Here is an 18,042-nt window from a genome sequence, read left to right on the forward strand (position 1 = left end):
GATTTGTCGCGGCTATACGGCGCGGACCGCGCCGGTCACACGCGGTTGTGACCGAGTATAGTTCGATCGTGGCGAAACGGGCGGGGCCAGGCAACAGCGGTATCAGGACCACGCTTCCAGGCCATCCATGGAGACCCCCGCCTGCGATGGTGCCCGGGCCGCTTGTGGCCCGCTCGCCACCGGTGCTATGAATAGGGAAACATGAAATCCTTCCCCGGGGCATTGATAAATGACCATGCGATTGATCATCGGCATGTCCGGTGCCAGCGGACTGCCCTACGGCATCCGGCTGCTGGAGATCCTGCGCGGGCTGCCGGACGTGGAGACCCACCTGGTGCTCTCCGAGGCGGCGCGGCTCAACATCACCATCGAGACGGCCTACACCGTGGAGGCGGTTAAGGAGATGGCCCATGAAGTGCACAGTGTCCGGAACATCGGCGCCAGCATCGCCAGCGGTTCCTACCGCACCGACGGCATGATCGTGGCGCCCTGCTCCATGAAGACCCTGTCGGCCATCGCCAACTCCTACGCCGACAATCTCCTCACCCGGGCGGCCGATGTGGTGCTGAAGGAGCGCCGCAGACTGGTGCTCATGCCCCGGGAGACGCCCCTGCACGCGGGTCACTGCAAGCTTATGTACGAGGCCTCCCTGATGGGGGCCATCCTGTGCCCCCCCATTCCCGCCTTCTACAACCACCCCCGCACCATCGACGATATCGTCACCGCCTCGGTGGCCCGGGTGCTCGAACTTTTCGACGTGGATACCGGCCTCATACGTCCCTGGACCGGAACCATGGAGCGTCACGGGGACTGATTCCGGCTGTCAAAAGCGATTTATCTCGCGGCGACGCAGCGGCGCAGCTGGTCCTATGGCGGGCCAGGGCGTTAGTTCGCCCGGTCGGTTACCGGAACCAGCGCCGCAGGCGTCCCGCCAGATGGTCGCTGTTGATGACCACGATGAACACCTTGCGCAGGGCGTCCTGCGGACAGTGGATCGGCTTGACGCCATGCCACGAGTTGCCCTGGCGCCGAAACAGCAGGGACTGGTTGCCGAGGGTGGGGGCCGAGTAGCTGTGGTCGAAGGCATCGAAAGCGGGCGCGCTGTTGCGGCTGAAGCGCCCGCCATCGTCGAGGATCAGGGTCTCGCCGCCCCAGCCGGGGTCCCAGTCATCCGCGGTGTTGAAGTAGAAGATGTGGGAACCGAGCTTGTGGCGGGCATCGCAGTGGGGCGATACGGAACAGCCGTTGGGGGTGTAGTGCCAGTGGTAGCCGAGGCGGAGCCTGGAGGTGCCGAACAGTCGCGCCAGCCAGTCCCGGTAGGATGGGGCCTCCAGTTCGGCGATGAACTGGTGCCAGGACGCCGCCACCGGCAGATCCCGATGGTACTCCAGCACGTAGCGGTCATGGGGCTGCTGGCCGTGGGCCCGTTTGCGCCCGAAGCTCTGGTCCATCATGGATACCGGCGGCAAATCGCTGCGTAACTGCTCGAAGGCGGCGGGCGTCAGCATGCCCTCCAGCCCCAGCCAGGGGTAGGGATGGGCATCGCAGAAGCGGGCCGTCTCCACGGCCGCCAGTCGTTGCGGGTCCAACAGCCCATGCTGCGTGGTCGCGGGCAGGGTCATCTCATGGTAATCAGGGTGCGGGCCAGCGCGAATGATAGGGGCAGAGGACGGGGAGGGTCCAATCCCGGCTGCAAGGGAGCGGGCGTTCATCGGAGAGGGCGGCGGTACGGGTTCGTGGGCATCAACCGTCGCCCCGGCGCAGGGTGAGGAGTGGCATCTCGCTCGGGCAGTTGAAGCGCAGGGGCACGCCGGAGGCGCCGGCGCCGCGGCTGGTGTAGCCGGTCATGCCGGCATGGCGCCATGGGCCCGCGGCCGTGAAGCGGGGCGCGCTGCTGTGGGTGAATACCGGGCCCACCCCCGGCAGGCAGATCTGGCCGCCGTGGGTGTGGCCGCACAGGTAGAGGCGGATGCCATGCTGCACCGCCTGGTCGTAGATCTCCGGCGAGTGGGCCAGCAGGATGCGGAACCCCGTGGCGGGGACATCCCGGCAGGCGTATTCCAGGTCGTCGCAACGATAGAAGTGAGGGTCATCCACCCCCACCACCCACAGTTCCTCGCCGTCGCGCCGGATGCACGAGGCATCGTTCACCAGCATGTGGACCCCCGCCGCCTCCAGGTCAGGCAGCATCTCGATGCAATCGTGATTGCCCAGTACTCCGAGGGTGCCGTCCGCGGTCTGCACCTGCTCCACCACCCGGCGCAGCAGGCGCACCGAAGGGGCGATAGGGCCGTAGACCTCCATGCGGATATCGCCGCCCACCAGGCAGAGGTCCACCGGCTGCCGGCGCACGCGCTCTATCAGGACATCGGTGAGGGGCTCCAGGCCATCCAGGTGCAGATCCGTGAGCAGCAGAATGCGGTAGCCATCGAAGGCCTCGGGGAGATCGGGGAACCACAGGGTGTGCTCCGGCAGTTCCACCGCCAGCACGTTGCGTACCCCCTGCTCATAACGACCGACGAGGCGGAAGAACCAGTGCAGCACCACCCGGTAGTAGACGAAGTTCTCGAAGTTGAACCAGCGGTGCCAGCGTGCCGAGGGCATATGGCAGGCCCGCCACTCGCGGATCCGGGAGGGGGCACGGATGATCCGCGGCTGTGCCTGCATGGAAGGGTGGTAGAGCAGATACTGCCAGAGGCGGGAGCCCAGGTACCCGAGCGGCACGAAGGTGGCCAGGGCCAGCGCGCCGATCCCGGCTGTCAGGCCCATGGCCGGCACCAGCAGGACCAGGGGCAGCAGGCCCTCCAGGCCGTGGTCCAGGGCGAACACGGGGCTGCCGCTGGGACGGTCCATGCGGCGCTTGACGAAGCTGGTGGCAAGGTCCCCTACCATGGCGAGGGCCGCCGCCCCCACCGCAGTGCCGAAACCGATGCCCAGTATGGGCGCCAGCACCACCCCACCGGCGAGGGCGGCGAGGATGCCGCGCAAGGTCTTGTGGGGGCCGAACAGGGGTCTGCCGTCCCGCCACCGCAGACCACCATCCACCGCCCAACGGAACCTGTCGTGGAATATAAGGTGGGCCGCCAGGGGCAGAAAGTTCACCCCGATGAGAAAGAGCACCAGGGCACCGGCCTGGGTGGACGGATTCTCCATCATGGTCGTGAGCGCTCTCCTCCGGCGGGGACGCCCCTACCTTAAACCCGTCGGCCCGAGGGCTGAAGCCAGCCGCCCGTGCGCGGGAATGCGGGCAAAAAAAAACGAGGCTTGCGCCTCGTTCTTTTCGTTCGCGTCGTCGGGATCAATCCGTCACTGCCGGCATGTGTCCCGCGATACGCTTACTGACCCTGGGTGGGAGCGGCCTGGGGGGCGACCATGCCCTGGGGCGCCATGCCGTAGGGGGCGGCGCCGTAGGGGGCACCATAGGGGGCGGCGCCGTAAGGGGCACCATAGGGCGCGTAACCGTAGTAGGGGGCGTTGTAGCCGTAACCGTTGCCGTAGGCGCGGGTGGAGGCGCTGGTGTTCATGTTGAAGCTCATGTTGCCGTCGCCGTAGCCGTCACCCAGGCCGTTGCCGAAGAAGGGGCCGCCCCAGAAGGCGTTGGCGGAGGTGGTGGCGAGGACCAGCGCGGAAGCTATGATGAATTTTTTCATGGTGTTCTCCAGGTTGTGGGTTGAGTCGATGGGTTGGAAATGTTTGCGTGAATGCCGTCCAACGAGAGGCATAGTATTAGTAGATAGGAATATTGTCAATTACTTATTTACCATGTGGCGCCCGTGGCACATGTTCTACCCCTGCGGAATGCCCCGCGTACTTTTGCCCCGATACCTCGCTCATCCTCCGTCGCCACAGCCATGGCACGTTATTTGTAACCGGCAGCCGTCATGACCGACCGAGACCCCAAGGATCTACTCCGCGTCATGCTGGTGGACGACAAGATCCACCGGCGTGAGATGCTCCATGTGGCCCTCGACGAGGTGGGATGTGTGCTGGTCAACTGCGTGGCGGGCGATGGCGATCTCCTGTCCGCCGTGGAGGCATCCAATCCGGATGTCATCCTCATAGACATCGAGACCCCGGGTCGCGATACCCTGGAGAGCCTCCAGACCGTCACCGACAAAGTGCCGCGGCCCATGGTGATGTTTTCCCAGGACGACGACAACCGCACCATAAGGCAGGCCACGGAGGTGGGGGTCAGTGCCTACGTGGTGGATGGCCTGAGGCTCGAGCGTATCCGGCCCATCATCGACGCCGCGGTGGCGCGTTTTCAGTACTTCCAGCGCCTCGAGTCGGAACTCCAGAAGGCCCGTCGCCAGTTGTCGGAACGCAAGACCGTGGAGAAGGCCAAGGGCATCGTCATGCGCGAGCGTGGCCTGTCCGAAGAGGAGGCCTATAAGGCCCTGCGTCGTTTGGCCATGGACACGAACCGCAAGTTGTCGGACGTGGCCCAGAGCATCATCGAGGCCGCCAGCATACTGTCACGCCAGTCCTTCCCTGCCATCCCTTGCCGGTGCACGTGCCTTTGCCTCGAGCGCGCCCTGTCCCCGGCGGGTTACGGCATTCCAGCGCCGCGGTGGGGGAAGGAATGGGGCGCTGCCGGCCCCGGCTGTCGAGTCGCGGACGACCTCAGACGAGGGCGCTCGCGGTGCACCAATAAGGTACAAGGATCATCATCCCTGCCCCTGATCCGCCCCCTGACGGTGCGTCGGCGGGCCTCATGGCGAGGGGGCAAGGGGGATGCCGGCGCACGCGGGTAATGTCTGCTGCGGCCATAATCACCCTCTGAACAGTCTCTTGAAGCATTTTCTCCGTCCTGGCGGTGGCATGCCGTCGCTATTGGCGCGTGGCTTGCGTTCCTTGCGGGCATTGCAACCCATCCCCGAGGGGACAGGCCCAACGGCGGGCCGAGGGTGACAGGATAGACGGGCGGCCATCGCGGGCCGCAATCGGACAACGGCGTCCATTCTCCAACGAGCCTCCAGGCTCCACGGAGGGTGGGCGTTTTTTTTGCCTGGCGGCAGCAGTTCTGCCGCCGCGACGTGGAAAGGACAGATCACATGGCTGAGGAAATGAGTAGGGGACGAGGAGTGGGGCGTGGATATATCCGCCGCTGGGCGCATGTCGCCGTGTTGGGCATCACCCTCGGCGCGGCGCCGGCGGGCGGGGCTGCCGGGCCGGGGTTCCCGGAAAAGGAGGACCTCAAGTTCGGTTTCATCAAATTGACGGACATGGCGCCGCTGGCCATCGCCTATGAGAAGGGCTATTTCGAGGACGAAGGCCTGTACGTCCAGCTCGAGGCCCAGGCCAACTGGAAGGTGCTGCTGGACGGGGTCATCAACGGCCAGTTGGACGGCGCCCACATGCTGGCGGGACAACCCCTGGCCGGCACCTTCGAGTACGAGAAGGGCGACCGCCGCGCGGTGCCGGACTTCAATGTCTTCTTTCGTCACCACGCCACCTATCCCTACTACTCCGATGCCATGTGGTACCTCACCCAGATGCGGCGCTGGGGTCAGATCGCCGATGCCAAGTCCGATGACTGGTACCGGGACACGGCCCGCGAGGTCTACCGGCCGGACATCTACCGCCGGGCGGCCGAGGCCCTCATCGCCGATAGCCTTTTCACGGCGGACGAGTTTCCCGATTTCGATGCCGAGAGCGGTTATCGCCCGCCCCAGTCCGAGTTCATCGACGGCGTGACCTTCGATGGCCGGGCGCCCAACGCCTACCTCGAAGCCTTCGACTTCGGCCTCAAGGGCGACGACCGGTTATAGGGCCCGCGAGCGACAAACCCACATGGACCCCCATGGAGGAATCGAGAATGACGAGTGGCCACTTGAGCGGTATCCGACGCACCGCGTCCCTGCAAAGCCTGGTGGCACTGCTGCCACCCATGGACCCCCGCTGGCTCGGCACCCGGGTGCTGGTGCCCCTGGCGGCCTTGCTGGTGTTCCTGCTGCTATGGAGTGCCGGGGCACGGAACGTGGAAACCTCCCTGGGGGTACTGCCGGGGCCGGCCCAGGTGTGGGAGCAGTCGGTGAGCCTGTATCAGGAGCACACCGCCGAACGCGTCCGGGCGGACGAGTTCGACCAGCGCATGGAGGAACGGGTCGTGCGCGCCGTCGCCGATGGCTGGCCCGAGGACCGCATCCAGCGTATACAGGAGCGCCGCTACAGCGGCCCGCCCACCTTCCTCGATCAGATCCTGACGAGCATCGTGACCGTGATGGCGGGCTTCATGGTGGCGTCCCTCATCGCCATCCCCGTGGGGGTCGCGTGCGGCATGAGCCCCACCCTCTACAACGCGGTGAATCCGTTGATCCAGATCTTCAGGCCCGTGTCTCCCCTGGCCTGGCTGCCCCTGGTGACCATCGTGGTATCCGCCCTTTACGTCACCGATGATCCCGCCTTCTCGAAGTCCTTCCTCACCTCGGCCATCACCGTCACCCTGTGCTGCCTGTGGCCCACCATCATCAATACCACGGTGGGCGTGGCGGCCGTGGACCAGGACCTCATCAACGTCAGCCGGGTGCTGCGCCTCAATGCCTTCACCAAGACCATGAAGGTCATCCTGCCCTCGGCGGTGCCCATGATCTTCACCGGCCTGCGCCTGTCCCTCGGCATCGGCTGGATGGTGCTCATCGCGGCGGAGATGCTGGCCCAGAATCCGGGGCTGGGGAAGTTCGTGTGGGATGAATTCCAGAACGGCAGCTCCGACTCCCTGGCCCGCATCATGGTGGCGGTGCTGGTGATCGGCTTCATCGGTTTTCTTCTGGACCGCGCCATGCTGGTGTTGCAGCGCGCCTTCAGTTGGGACAAGGACGCGGTCCTGCGCTAGGTCCGCCGGGGCGGGGCCATCGTCCACCAAGCACCGCTCCGGAGCACCGGGGCACACAGGGATTAAATATGAACAGTTATCTCGACATCGATCACATCGGCATCACCTTCCCCTCGGACCAGGGACCCATCAGGGTGCTCGAAGACTTCGACCTGCGGGTGGCCGAGGGCGAGTTCGTCTCCCTCATCGGCCATTCGGGATGCGGCAAGTCCACCGTGCTCAATATCGTGGCAGGCCTGCTCAAGGCCACGGAGGGCGGGGTGTTGCTGCAGAACCGGGAGGTGGACGAGCCCGGCCCCGACCGTGCCGTGGTGTTCCAGCACCATGCCCTGATGCCCTGGCTCACGGTTTACGGCAACGTGCGCCTCGCCGTGGACCGAGTGTTCAGGCGCACCAAGACCCGCGCGGAGCGCCATCTCTGGACCCTCCAGAACCTGGAGCTGGTACATATGGATCACGCCCTGGATCGCAAGCCGGGGGAGATCTCCGGGGGCATGAAGCAGCGCGTGGGGATCGCTCGCGCCCTGGCCATGGAGCCCAAGGTACTGCTGATGGACGAGCCCTTCGGGGCCCGGGATTCGTTGACCCGCAGCCACATGCAGGATTCCCTCATCGAGATCCAGGGTCGGCTGCAGAACACCATCATCATGATCACCCATGACGTGGACGAGGCGGTGTTGCTGTCCGATCGCATCGTCATGATGACCAATGGCCCGGCGGCCACCATCGGCGAGATCCTCGAGGTGGACCTGCCGAAGCCCCGCAGCCGCCTGGCCCTGGCCGAGAATCCCGTCTACAACCACTATCGCGCCGAGGTGGTGCGTTTTCTCCATCGCAACCATCAGGCCCCGGCGCGGTCCGGCGACGGTGCCAGCGTGGTGGACTTGTCGGCCTGGATCCGCTCCACCCAGGCGGCCGGTGTGCGGCGCCTGGAGCGGCCGGAGCTGCGGCTGGGTTTCGTTCCCCTGACGGACTGCGCGCCCCTGGTGGTGGCCAAGGAGAAGGGTTTCTTCCTGGAACAGGGCCTGAACGTGGAATTGTCCCGGGAGAACTCCTGGGCCAACATCCGGGACAAGGTCGCGGTGGGTCTGCTGGACGGTGCCCAGATGCTGGCGGCCATGCCGCTGGCCAGCAACCTGGGTCTGGCGGGCTCGACACCCACGGTGGCCGCCATGAGCCTCGATCTCAACGGCAACGGCATCACCGTGTCCAGCTCGCTCTACAAGCGCATGGCGGCCACCGGGGAGCCGGCCCTGGATACGCCCCTCGGCAGCGGGCGCGCCCTCAGGCGAGTCATCGACGCGCGCCGCGAGGCGGGCGAGGGGCCTCTCACCTTCGCCATGGTGTTTCCCTATTCCTCCCACAATTACCTGCTGCGTTACTGGCTCGCCGCCGCCGGCATCGATCCGGATCGTGATCTGGAAATCATCGTGGTGCCGCCACCCCAGATGGTGAGTCACCTGGAAGCGGGCCTGATCTCCGGTTTTTCCGTGGGAGAACCCTGGAACACCATGGCGGTGTGCAACGGCCTCGGCCGCATCCTCGCCACCAGCCATGACATCTGGAACAACCATCCGGAGAAGGTGTTCGGTGTCTCCAGCGCCTGGGCCGCCGCCAACCCCAACACCCTGCGGGCTGTGGTCACGGCGCTGGCGCGGGCCTGCGCGTGGATCGACGAGACGGAGAACCGCCCCGAGGTCTGCCAGCTCCTGGCCAAGGGGCGGTACGTCAATGCGCCCCGCGAGGTCCTCGAGAATTCGCTCCTCGGCACCTTCCGCTTCGCCCACGACGAGGCCCCCGTGGCCCGTCCGGACTTCAACGTCTTCAGCCGCCATGCCGCCACCTTTCCCTGGCGTTCCCACGCGGTGTGGTTTCTCACTCAGATGGTGCGCTGGGGCCAGGTGGATCGGCCCGTGGATCTTCACCGGGTGGCGGCCATGGCCTACCGCCCCGAGTTCTACCGCCTGGCGGCACAGGATGGAGATATGTTGGTGCCGGAGGCGGACGTCAAGGACGAGGGCGTCCATGACGGACCCTGGGCCATGGAGGTACCCGGCGGTGTCCTGGACATGGGCCCGGACCGGTTCTTCGACGGCATGAGCTTCCACCCGGGTGACCCCGTGGGTTATCTGGAGGCGATGCCGATCAGACATCTGGCCATGGGCATGGCGGAACTGGCGGCCCTCAACCCGCCGCGGGACTTCGCCGCCCGGGCCATGGAGGCGCAAACACGGGTCAAAGGGGGGGCAAGACAATGACGAGGCAGAAGCTGGTGGTGGTGGGTAATGGCATGGCGGGGATCCGTACCCTGGAGGAGATGTTGAAGCTGGCCCCGGCGATGTATGACATCACCGTCATCGGTGCCGAGCCCCATCCCAACTACAATCGCATCCTGCTCTCGCCGGTGCTGTCGGGAGACAAAGGGCTGGAAGATATCGTCCTCAACGGCCGCGAGTGGTACGAGGACCATGGCATCCGGCTCCTGACCGGCGATCCCGTGGTGGCCATCGATCGGGGGTCGCGCTACGTCGTTACCGCATCGGGGCACCGGGAACCCTATGATCGACTGTTGCTGGCCACCGGCTCCAAACCCTTCATGGTGCCCGTGCCGGGGGTCGAGCTGCCCGGGGTCATGGGTTTTCGCGATATCGCGGACGTGGCGGCCATGCTGGCCGCCGCCCGCAGCGGCGGCCGCGCCGTCGTCATCGGCGGCGGCCTGCTTGGCCTGGAGGCGGAGGCCGACCTGGTGGTGATGGCGGTGGGGATCCGTCCCAGCATCGAACTCGCCCGGGAGGCGGGCCTGTACTGCGACCGGGGCATCGTGGTCCATGACACCCTGCAGACCTTCGATCCGCGCATCTATGCCGTCGGGGAGTGCGTCCAGCATCGCGGCACCTGTTATGGCCTCGTGGCCCCCCTGTTCGAGCAGGCGCGGGTGTGCGCCAGTCACCTGGCCCGTCTCGGCCACCAGCGTTACGAGGGCTCCGTCACCTCCACCAAGCTCAAGGTGACGGGCATCGATCTGTTCTCCGCCGGTGAGTTCAACGAGGAGGAGGGAGACGAGACCCTGGTGCTCCAGGACCCGGCCCAGGGCGTTTACAAGAAGCTCGTGCTGCGGGACAACCAGGTCAAGGGCGCGGTGCTGTTCGGCGACACCCTGGACGGCAGCTGGTATTTCCAGTTACTGCGGGAGGGCACCGATGTCTCCGGTTTCCGCGGCACCCTGCTGTTCGGCCGCCACGACCTCGGCGATGCGGGCCACGGCGACGAGACACGGGTGGCGGCGCTGCCGGATGACGCAGAGATATGCGGCTGCAACGGCGTATGCAAGGGGGCGATCACCACCGCCATCGCCGCCAAGGGCCTGTTCACCGTGGACGACGTGCGCGCCCATACCAAGGCCTCCAGCTCCTGTGGCTCTTGCACCGGCCTGGTGGAGGCCCTGCTGGCCGCCACCGTGGGCCAGGGCTACGATCCGGCCCCCAGCCGCAAGCCCCTGTGCAAGTGCACCGAGCACAGCCACGACGACGTGATCCGTACCATCCGCGAGCACGGGCTGAAGACCATGCCGGCGGTGTTTGACTTCATGGAGTGGCAGACCCCCGACGGCTGCCACGTGTGCCGGCCGGCCCTCAACTACTATCTGCTGGCCGCCTGGCCGGGCGAGTACGTGGACGACGCCCAGTCGCGCTTCATCAACGAGCGGGCCCACGGCAACATCCAGAAGGACGGCAGCTATTCCGTGGTGCCCCGCTTCTTCGGCGGCCTCGTCAGGCCCGACGAGCTGCGGGCCATCGCCGATGTGGCGGAGAAGTTCAAGGCCCGGGAGGTGAAGGTCACGGGCGGCCAGCGCATCGACCTCTTCGGCATCGCCAAGGAGGACCTGCCCGCGGTATGGGCGGACCTGGGCCAGGCGGGCCTGGTCTCCGGCCATGCCTATGGCAAGGCCCTGCGCACCTGCAAGACCTGCGTCGGTTCCGAGTGGTGCCGCTTCGGCACCCAGGACTCCACTGCCCTGGGGGTGAGGCTGGAGGAGATGACGTGGGGTTCGTGGATGCCCCACAAGTTCAAGATGGCCGTCTCCGGCTGTCCGCGCAACTGCGCCGAGGCCACCATCAAGGACTTCGCCGTGGTGTGCGTGGAGTCGGGTTACGAGCTACACATCGGTGGCAACGGCGGCATCAAGGTGCGCACCACGGACATCCTGTGCAAGGTGGACAGCGAGGAAAAGGTGCTGGAGTACTGTGCCGCCTTCATCCAGCTCTACCGCGAGGAGGCCCATTATCTGGAGCGCACGGCGCCGTGGGTGGAGCGGGTGGGGCTCGCCTATGTGAAGCAGCGGGTCCTGGAGGACACGGCGGGACGCTCGGCCCTGGTGGAGCGTTTCACCCTCAGCCAGCGCCATGCCCAGGTGGACCCCTGGGCGGAGCGGGTCCGCGGCGCCGCGGCCGGCGAGTTCACCCCCTGCGCATCGCCAACTGATGGCCGTAGCGCCATGGGCCGCGCGGCCATCAACCCGGAGTTTAAAACCATGAACGACTGGATCGTCATCGCCCGGCTGGAGGATATCCCACGCCTGGGGTCCCGCACCGTGGTCACCGACACCCTGGCCATCGCCCTGTTCCGCACCCGCGACGACCGGGTCTTCGCCCTGCGGGACAGCTGTCCCCATCGCGGCGGCCCCCTGTCCCAGGGCATCGTCCACGGCACCACCGTCACCTGTCCGCTGCACAACTGGCAGATCGACCTCGCCAGCGGCCAGGTGCTGGGGCCGGACGAGGGCTGCGTCCACGCCTACGGAGTGAAGGTGGAAGAGGGGCTGGTGCACCTCAGCCTGACGGCCGGCCGGACGGCCGCCTGACGGCCCACGGCCCATGGCCAACGTACGCACCACCTGCCCGTACTGCGGCGTCGGCTGTGGCCTGCTGGTGTCCCGCGATGGCACGGCGGGCTGGCAGGTCAGGGGCGACCCGGACCATCCCTCCAATCGCGGCCGGCTGTGCTCCAAAGGAGCGGCCCTCGCCCAGACCGTGGGGGACGACGGGCGCCTGAATACGCCGCAGGTGGCGGGCGTCCCGGTGTCCTGGGAACGCGCCCTCGATACCGTGGCGGATGGTTTCCGGCGCGTCATTGATACCCATGGCCCCGATGCCGTGGCCTTCTACGTCTCGGGGCAGTTGCTCACCGAGGACTACTACGTCGCCAACAAGCTCATGAAGGGCTTCATGGGCTCCGCCAACATCGACACCAACTCGCGGCTGTGCATGGCCTCCTCGGTGGCCGGCCACCGCCGGGCCTTCGGCAGCGACACCGTGCCCGGCTGTTACGAGGACTTCGAGCAGGCGGAACTCATCGTGCTGGTGGGCTCCAACACCGCGTGGTGCCATCCGGTGCTCTACCGGCGCATCGTGGCCGCGAAGCAGGACAATCCCGACCTGCGGGTGGTGGTGGTGGACCCCCGGACCACCGCCACCTGCGAGGCCGCCGATCTGCACCTGGCCCTGCGGTCCGGTACGGACGGCATCCTGTTCAGTGGCCTCCTTGCCTGGCTGCATGGCGCAGGGTGCATGGACGGTGCCTTCGTGGAGAACCATACTGAAGGGCTGGACCAGGCCCTGCAGCAGGCCCGCTGGTATGCCCCCTCCATCACCGCCGTGGCGACTCACTGCGGTCTCGACGAGGCCGATGTGGAGCGCCTCACGCACCATTTCCCGCCAGCGCCCCTTCCTGGAACACAAGGGTGCCGGCCGGCCCGATTGGTGGATCCTGTGCCAGGTGGCCGGGCGGCTGGGTTACGAGGGCTTCGATTACGGCCATCCGCGGGAGATCTTCGCCGAGCACGCCCGCCTGTCGGGCCTCAACAACGAGGGTACCCGGGGCTTCGATATCTCCGGCCTGGCCGCCCTGGAAGAACACCAATACGACGGCCTCGAGCCCGTGCAATGGTCGGTGCCGGCGGGGCGTCGCGACGGCACCCGCCGCGTGTTCGGCGACGGCCGCTTTCATACTCCCAGCGGGCGTGCCTGCTTCGTCGCCGTGACGCCCCGCCCGCCGGGGCACGGGGTGAGCGCGGCCTATCCCCTGGTACTCAACACCGGGCGCCTGCGGGACCAATGGCACACCATGACCCGCACCGGCATGGCGCCCCGCCTGTGGGCTCACCACCCCGAACCCTTCCTCGCCATCCATCCCGACGATGCCGCGGCCCGGGGAGTGGAGGAGGGCGGCCTGGTGCGGGTGGCGAGCGCCTGGGGCGAGGCGGTGGTGCGCTGCCGCCCGACCCGGGAGCAGCGCCCAGGCGAGGTCTTCATGCCCATGCACTGGAACCGGCAGTTCGCCAGTGCCGCCGGCGCCGGGGCGCTGGTGAATCCGGTCACGGATCCCGTGTCGGGCCAGCCGGAGTTCAAGCATACGCCCGTCGCCGTGGCCCCCTACCGGCCGGCGTGGCATGGATTCCTCTTGACCCGGGAGGCCGTCGCGGCACCCGCGGGCGCCAGTTACTGGAGCCGGGCACGGCGGGAAGGTCTGTGGCATTACGAGCTGGCGGGGGATGACCATGGGGACGACTGGTCTGAGGTGGCACGCTGCCTGGACCGCGGCCGGGAGGGGCAGTGGGCGGAGCTGATGGACCGCGCGGGGGGCCACTACCGGGGAGTCAGCGTCGTCGCCGACCGCCTCCAGATGTGTCTCTTCATCGGCCCCGATCACCGCCTGCCGGCCCGCGACTGGCTGGTGGGCCTGTTCACCCGCGATACCCTCGGCGCCCGGGAGCGCATGGACCTGCTGGCCGGGGTGCCCCGCGATGCCGCGGCCGATGCCGGCGCCGTCGTCTGCGCCTGTTTCGGAGTGGGCGCCCGCACCCTGGAGAAGGCCATCCGGCAAGACGGCATGACCACCCCCGAGGCCATCGGTCACGCCCTGGGTGCCGGCACCAACTGCGGTTCCTGCCTGGCGGAGATCGGCGCGCTAATCGCCCGCCACCACGGCCACGCCGGCGTGGGCGACCAGGCGCAGGTAGTCGATGAAATGATCTGATGACTATGCCAGTGTACGCGTCATGCCGGGCTTGCCCCGGCATCCAGGGACCAGCGCCACCGGGGCCCGATTCCGCGCATCGACCTCCTTACCGTCGTGCCGGGCTTGCCCCGGCATCCAGGGAAGGCGGTACCACGGCCAGCCCCACCCGCGAGCCCCGCCGTGCCATCAGCCCGGAATCACACACTGCATTCACTATATGCCCCCCGTAAACGTTCGGACCACTACGCCCCCAGGCAGCACCACTTGCAAATCCCGACCCAATGCGCAGGCCATTTGCACCGCCCCCCTGGGGCGCTATTTTTAACCGACATTGCCCTGGGAAGACCCACCATGCAGGCATCCGCCCCCACCGTTTCAATGACCTGCTGCTTTGCCACAATGACGTCAAGACCACGCTGATCCCTACCCATGTCCTCAACCGAAAGCCGGTTAGTTAGCTTGAATGAGGTAAACATGGATGAATTAACAAAGCTTGTTAGCATCTATTCAGGCGGGGCATGGTTCGGGGTCAGGCCGTCAGGGTGGGAGTCTCGGGGGTGCGAAAGCGCAGCATGGACTTATGGCCGGCGCCCAGGGCGGCGAGGCTCTCGTGGTTGAGGGGCGCGATGTCCTTGCCATCAAGGTTCCAGCTTACGCGCTGCCAGTCCACCCGGGGCCAGTGGGGATGGCCGGCGTAGGCAGGGGACAGAGCGTCGTCCCGGAACTCGCCGAAGGGGGTGTTCGGTGACACCTGGAGGGTGCCCGGGGCGCCGTAGAGCAAGTCGCCGTCCCACAACACGTAGAGCAGTATATTGCCATTGAAGTTGACCACGGCATCCACCACCTCGCCGTGGTGGCCGTCGTAGATTGCCTTGACGGTCATCTTGCGTCCCCTCCCATCATCGGTCGAGCTTTGCATGTCCTGGGTGTCATTCAGGCCGCCTCTCCATCCTTCTTACCGCCCCCCGTCCATTCGTTCCAGTGGCGCTGGTCCTCGGAGCCCTCGTAATCCATGCCGTCCCGCTGGCCGTCGATGTGGTACCAGGCCAGCACCTCGTCGATGGTGGTGCCGCCACAGTGGCCCATGTTGACCTGGTGGGTGGGCATCCAGGCCTGGACGTATTTCTCGGGCTCGTGGTCGAAAATGTCCTTGCAGCCATCGGAGCAGAAGGTGTAGCGCTCGTCGCGGTAGAGGCTGGTGCGCACGCAGATGGTGGTGGGATCACCGGGCTCGGTGAAGATGGTGAAGATCATGGGCACCTGGCAGATCTGGCACAGGGTGAACAGCACCGGGTTGATGAAGCGCTTGCCCTGCTCGAAGCACATCTCCCAGGCCTCGGTCCAGGACATCACCCGCTTGGGTAGCATGTAATCCATCATGGCCGCCACCAGGGTCAGGACCCGGTAGCCGCGCCAGAACCACTTGTCGATCCAGCCCTGGATGATGGGCACGTTGTCCGGGTGCTGCTCCAGCAGGAACTTGATGACCTCGAGGCCCAGGGTCATGTGGCGGGCCTCGTCCGACTGGGCGGAGAAGCCGAAAGTGACGGTGGCCATGTCGCCGTTGTAGGCGGCGCGCGACATGAAGGGCATGAGAATGAGGTTGGTGAGGACGTATTCGAAGGAGAAGCAGATGGCCACCACGTACTCGAAGGGCCCGGCGCTGAGGACGTCCTGGAAGAAGGATTTGGGCACCGACAGGTACCAGATGCGCTCGTTGCTGAAGGCGGCGCCGGCGGCCGCCATCATGGCCGGAGCATGGTCGGCGAAGGCGGCTGCGGTCAAGGGGCGAGGGCGTCGTGGCAGCGAGGATGCCAGTGGTCGAGCCAGCTACCGATGAGGGTCGCATTATCGGGGGACTCCGCCACGGGGCCCTCTTCATGACCGCACCGGTCCAGCGGCCGTGCTCCTGGGCCCATTGCCGCATGAAGGCGGTGAGCAGGGTGAGAACCGGACCGCTGGCGGGGGCCAGGCGGTGGTCGAACTCGCGGTAGACCAGGGGATACATGAGGCCGTCCAGCACCACGTCCTGGGCCACGAACAGCTCGAACCAGTCCTTCACCACTCTGGCGGACCGCGACGGCCTGATCCACCGCGGCGCCTGTTCCCCGCCACCGACATCTCCCTGCCCCTGCACTTCCCGGCGGCGGGCCGGGAGCCCCGGGACACCGAGGGCCTGGTGGCGGAACTGCTGGATGCCGGCGAGGGCTTCGAGGCCGTGGAAGCGGCCATGTTCCGGGAGGCCGTACGCCGCTGCGGCGGCAACCACAGCGAAGCCGCCAAACGCCTTGGCCTGACCCGGGACACCCTCTGATCCCTCTGCCGTCCGATCCCTCTGCCGTCTGGCACCTCCGTCTCTGCACCCTCCACCGTCATGCCGGGCTTGAACCGGCATCCTCGGAAGGCGGCACCACGGCCAGCCTCACCCGAGAGTCCCGCCGTGCCGTCTGCCCGGAATTGCTCGCTGTACTCGCTACACGCTCCCCCGCGGGCGTTCGATGCGCTACACGCTCAACTTGTACTTCCTCCGAATCGAGAACCCGCCGCGGGCCATTTGCACCGTCACCGCCAGGACGCTATTTTCAGCCGATATTGTCCAGGGAAGACCCCCTATGCAGGCATTTGCGACCGCTGCTTCAACGAACCACGCTTCGCAACGGGCAGTGACTGCGGCAGTATTGTCGATGCGGTAGTTTCGATCGCTGCGAGGAAGCTCTTCGGGGCGGGCTCACCGTGGTATCGGATTGCATTGGAAGGCGAGTGAAGTGCGGCGACCGTCAAACAACCGGCTGAACCCCCCGGTCGATCCCGTCACCGCCGTTGCAAGGGACGCAACGGCCACACCGGTCTCGCTCGCGGGTTTGCCGGGCGTTATGATTCATGAAAATCGGAGGTAAAGACAATGAGCACGAAGGAGCTGTTAGATGAGGCAATGAAACTGAAACCAGAGGAGCGGTTCACCTTGGTTGAAGGTCTGATAAAGAGCCTAGATGAACCGGACAAAAGGCTCGATGAAATATGGGCTGAAGAAGTGGAAAAGAGACTCAAGGCTTATCGGGAAGGAAAGCTCAAAGGTGTCCCGATGGAGGAAATATTTAACGAAAAATGATGCGCGTCATATTCACCAGGATAGCGAGGCAGGAGCTGGAAGATGCGACCCGTTACTATGAGCTCGAATATTCAGGGCTTGGGCGCAGATTCAAGGAAGAAGTGAGAAAGGCCGCATTACGAATTGCCGAGTATCCTAAAGCGTGGTCCATAGAGCGGGGTGAAGCACGGAAGTGCCTCCTGCACAAGTTTCCGTATAAATTGATGTACTCCGTGGAAGAAGACCATATTCTTGTTATCGCGGTAGCCCACCAGCACCGGAAGCCGGACTACTGGGTTGGTCGAGATGAAACATAGCGAATAAGGATAGATCGCGCGTAGCCGCGATCTTATCCCGGTGTTGTCGGCCACCCACTTTGCGGGCAGCCGCGTCGGGATTGGCAGGGCCTCGGCATTGATGGCAGCGAGAAAGCGGGCCCGGAATACCCAGGCCAGGGCGAATTCATTGAACAGGCAGTTGCCCTTGAGCTTTTTCCACTGTTTGCGCCTGCGGTCGATGGCGCCGCCGGGCACGACGACATGGCAGTGGGGGTGATAGTCGAGCTTTCGTGAGTGGTTTGCCCAGTGTGATGCAAAAGCGTGGAGCCAGAAACTGGAACAAGATGTTGAGGCCGGCAAATTGGACGCGCTTGCCGAATGTGGACTACGTGATCACAAGGCAGGAAAAAGCCACGAACTATGAAACACTTTGCTTCGCCGCAGTTAAAGCAAACCAGTACACGAGGAGGATGTGCAATGAACTATTCAACGCAGGACGCCCGTGAAGAACGGCACATGCCTTACGTTGTCGATGGCATTCGATTGGACATTGTCGTTACTAAGATGGGAAACGACGAATGGTCTCTAGCAGTCTTTAATGAACGAGGAATCTTCTCGACGTGGTGTGAATATTTTCAAAGCCCAGACATCGCCATAAGAACGGCGATCAAAGCGATGCGCGAAGAAGGCATTGAAGAGTTTACAAGTATCGAGGGCTTCGAGTATCTGGAGGAAAATCACGAAGACGTATGGCGAGATAAGTACTGAGGAACTTAGCAACAAGCTACTCCAACCCGTTAAAGAAATGTTTTCGGCTTACGCAA

Annotated in this window: 14 protein-coding genes and 4 pseudogenes; 11 read left to right on the forward strand and 7 right to left on the reverse strand. The window is 65.5% G+C overall.

The features are described from left to right. Nucleotides 1-235: 235 nt before the first annotated feature. Nucleotides 236-814 (forward strand): UbiX family flavin prenyltransferase, encoded by a 579-nt coding sequence (locus U5S82_21740; protein ID MDZ7754186.1) that lies wholly within the window; start codon nt 236-238, stop codon nt 812-814. A gap of 88 nt (nt 815-902) precedes the next feature. Here U5S82_21740 and U5S82_21745 read toward each other — a convergent pair whose 3' ends face one another. From U5S82_21745 to U5S82_21755, 3 genes are all read right to left on the reverse strand, one after another. Next, a complete protein-coding gene (locus tag U5S82_21745; GenBank protein MDZ7754187.1) occupies nt 903-1,622 on the reverse strand; it encodes a hypothetical protein in 720 nt (239 codons plus the stop codon). Nucleotides 1,623-1,743: 121 nt separating this feature from the next. Next, nucleotides 1,744-3,156: a CDP-archaeol synthase gene (locus U5S82_21750; GenBank protein ID MDZ7754188.1), complete on the reverse strand. Its 1,413-nt coding sequence runs from the start codon at nt 3,154-3,156 to the stop codon at nt 1,744-1,746. Nucleotides 3,157-3,335: 179 nt separating this feature from the next. After that, complete coding sequence (locus U5S82_21755; protein MDZ7754189.1) at nt 3,336-3,650, reverse strand: sulfur globule family protein; 315 nt, start codon at nt 3,648-3,650, stop codon at nt 3,336-3,338. 231 nt (nt 3,651-3,881) lie between these two features. Between U5S82_21755 and U5S82_21760 the strand changes: the two genes are divergently transcribed. The 6 genes and pseudogenes from U5S82_21760 (at nt 3,882) to U5S82_21785 (ending at nt 13,870) form a co-directional block, all read left to right on the forward strand. Continuing rightward, nucleotides 3,882-4,754, forward strand: a complete 873-nt coding sequence (locus U5S82_21760; protein ID MDZ7754190.1) for an ANTAR domain-containing protein — start codon at nt 3,882-3,884, stop codon at nt 4,752-4,754. A gap of 330 nt (nt 4,755-5,084) precedes the next feature. Further along, nucleotides 5,085-5,771, forward strand: coding sequence for an ABC transporter substrate-binding protein (locus U5S82_21765; protein ID MDZ7754191.1), 687 nt, complete (start codon nt 5,085-5,087; stop codon nt 5,769-5,771). 119 nt (nt 5,772-5,890) lie between these two features. Next, the gene (locus U5S82_21770; protein ID MDZ7754192.1) at nt 5,891-6,835 is read left to right on the forward strand and encodes an ABC transporter permease; all 945 of its coding nucleotides are present in this window, start codon (nt 5,891-5,893) and stop codon (nt 6,833-6,835) included. A gap of 68 nt (nt 6,836-6,903) precedes the next feature. Then, nucleotides 6,904-9,093 (forward strand): nitrate ABC transporter ATP-binding protein, encoded by a 2,190-nt coding sequence (locus U5S82_21775; GenBank protein MDZ7754193.1) that lies wholly within the window; start codon nt 6,904-6,906, stop codon nt 9,091-9,093. Further along, nucleotides 9,090-11,696, forward strand: a complete 2,607-nt coding sequence (nirB, locus tag U5S82_21780; GenBank protein ID MDZ7754194.1) for a nitrite reductase large subunit NirB — start codon at nt 9,090-9,092, stop codon at nt 11,694-11,696. Before U5S82_21775 ends, nirB begins: the two co-directional genes overlap by 4 nt. Nucleotides 11,697-11,709: 13 nt before the next feature. Beyond that, nucleotides 11,710-13,870 (forward strand): annotated as a pseudogene (locus U5S82_21785) (molybdopterin-dependent oxidoreductase). Nucleotides 13,871-14,381: 511 nt separating this feature from the next. On the opposite strand, the gene U5S82_21790 reads toward U5S82_21785, so the two are convergent. The 3 genes and pseudogenes from U5S82_21790 to U5S82_21800 all read right to left on the reverse strand — a co-directional run bounded on the left by U5S82_21790 (nt 14,382) and on the right by U5S82_21800 (nt 15,860). Beyond that, complete coding sequence (locus U5S82_21790) at nt 14,382-14,735, reverse strand: phenol hydroxylase subunit P4 (GenBank protein MDZ7754195.1); 354 nt, start codon at nt 14,733-14,735, stop codon at nt 14,382-14,384. Nucleotides 14,736-14,785: 50 nt separating this feature from the next. Then, nucleotides 14,786-15,571: pseudogene (locus U5S82_21795) on the reverse strand (YHS domain-containing protein). A gap of 217 nt (nt 15,572-15,788) precedes the next feature. Beyond that, a pseudogene (locus U5S82_21800) lies at nt 15,789-15,860 on the reverse strand (hypothetical protein). Here U5S82_21800 and U5S82_21805 point away from each other — a divergent pair. The 3 genes from U5S82_21805 to U5S82_21815 all read left to right on the forward strand — a co-directional run bounded on the left by U5S82_21805 (nt 15,828) and on the right by U5S82_21815 (nt 17,257). Beyond that, nucleotides 15,828-16,166, forward strand: coding sequence for a helix-turn-helix domain-containing protein (locus tag U5S82_21805; GenBank protein ID MDZ7754196.1), 339 nt, complete (start codon nt 15,828-15,830; stop codon nt 16,164-16,166). The pseudogene U5S82_21800 and the gene U5S82_21805 overlap by 33 nt on opposite strands. Before the next feature lie 588 nt (nt 16,167-16,754). Further along, a complete protein-coding gene (locus tag U5S82_21810) occupies nt 16,755-16,961 on the forward strand; it encodes an addiction module protein (GenBank protein ID MDZ7754197.1) in 207 nt (68 codons plus the stop codon). Beyond that, entirely contained in the window at nt 16,961-17,257 is a 297-nt protein-coding gene (locus U5S82_21815) for a type II toxin-antitoxin system RelE/ParE family toxin (protein MDZ7754198.1), read from the forward strand. The genes U5S82_21810 and U5S82_21815 overlap by 1 nt, the downstream gene beginning before the upstream one ends. Nucleotides 17,258-17,407: 150 nt before the next feature. Here U5S82_21815 and U5S82_21820 read toward each other — a convergent pair. Beyond that, nucleotides 17,408-17,473 (reverse strand): annotated as a pseudogene (locus U5S82_21820) (hypothetical protein). Nucleotides 17,474-17,695: 222 nt separating this feature from the next. On the opposite strand from U5S82_21820, the gene U5S82_21825 reads away from it, so the two are divergent. Continuing rightward, entirely contained in the window at nt 17,696-17,986 is a 291-nt protein-coding gene (locus U5S82_21825) for a hypothetical protein (GenBank protein MDZ7754199.1), read from the forward strand. The last annotated feature ends 56 nt before the right edge of the window (nt 17,987-18,042 follow it).

It is taken from the genome of Gammaproteobacteria bacterium, from assembly GCA_034522055.1.
Classification (GTDB): Bacteria; Pseudomonadota; Gammaproteobacteria; order JAABTG01; family JAABTG01; genus JAABTG01.

Excerpts from the sequence above, each read along its gene's own strand:
- U5S82_21745 (MDZ7754187.1), bottom strand. The coding sequence starts at position 1,622 with ATGACCCTGCCCGCGACCACGCAGCATGGGCTGTTGGACCCGCAACGA.
- U5S82_21770 (MDZ7754192.1), top strand. The coding sequence starts at position 5,891 with ATGGACCCCCGCTGGCTCGGCACCCGGGTGCTGGTGCCCCTGGCGGCC.
- nirB (MDZ7754194.1), top strand. The coding sequence starts at position 9,090 with ATGACGAGGCAGAAGCTGGTGGTGGTGGGTAATGGCATGGCGGGGATC.
- U5S82_21810 (MDZ7754197.1), top strand. The coding sequence starts at position 16,755 with ATGAGCACGAAGGAGCTGTTAGATGAGGCAATGAAACTGAAACCAGAG.
- U5S82_21790 (MDZ7754195.1), bottom strand. The coding sequence starts at position 14,735 with ATGACCGTCAAGGCAATCTACGACGGCCACCACGGCGAGGTGGTGGAT.
- U5S82_21760 (MDZ7754190.1), top strand. The coding sequence starts at position 3,882 with ATGACCGACCGAGACCCCAAGGATCTACTCCGCGTCATGCTGGTGGAC.
- U5S82_21750 (MDZ7754188.1), bottom strand. The coding sequence starts at position 3,156 with ATGATGGAGAATCCGTCCACCCAGGCCGGTGCCCTGGTGCTCTTTCTC.
- U5S82_21740 (MDZ7754186.1), top strand. The coding sequence starts at position 236 with ATGCGATTGATCATCGGCATGTCCGGTGCCAGCGGACTGCCCTACGGC.
- U5S82_21825 (MDZ7754199.1), top strand. The coding sequence starts at position 17,696 with ATGAACTATTCAACGCAGGACGCCCGTGAAGAACGGCACATGCCTTAC.
- U5S82_21775 (MDZ7754193.1), top strand. The coding sequence starts at position 6,904 with ATGAACAGTTATCTCGACATCGATCACATCGGCATCACCTTCCCCTCG.
- U5S82_21755 (MDZ7754189.1), bottom strand. The coding sequence starts at position 3,650 with ATGAAAAAATTCATCATAGCTTCCGCGCTGGTCCTCGCCACCACCTCC.
- U5S82_21815 (MDZ7754198.1), top strand. The coding sequence starts at position 16,961 with ATGCGCGTCATATTCACCAGGATAGCGAGGCAGGAGCTGGAAGATGCG.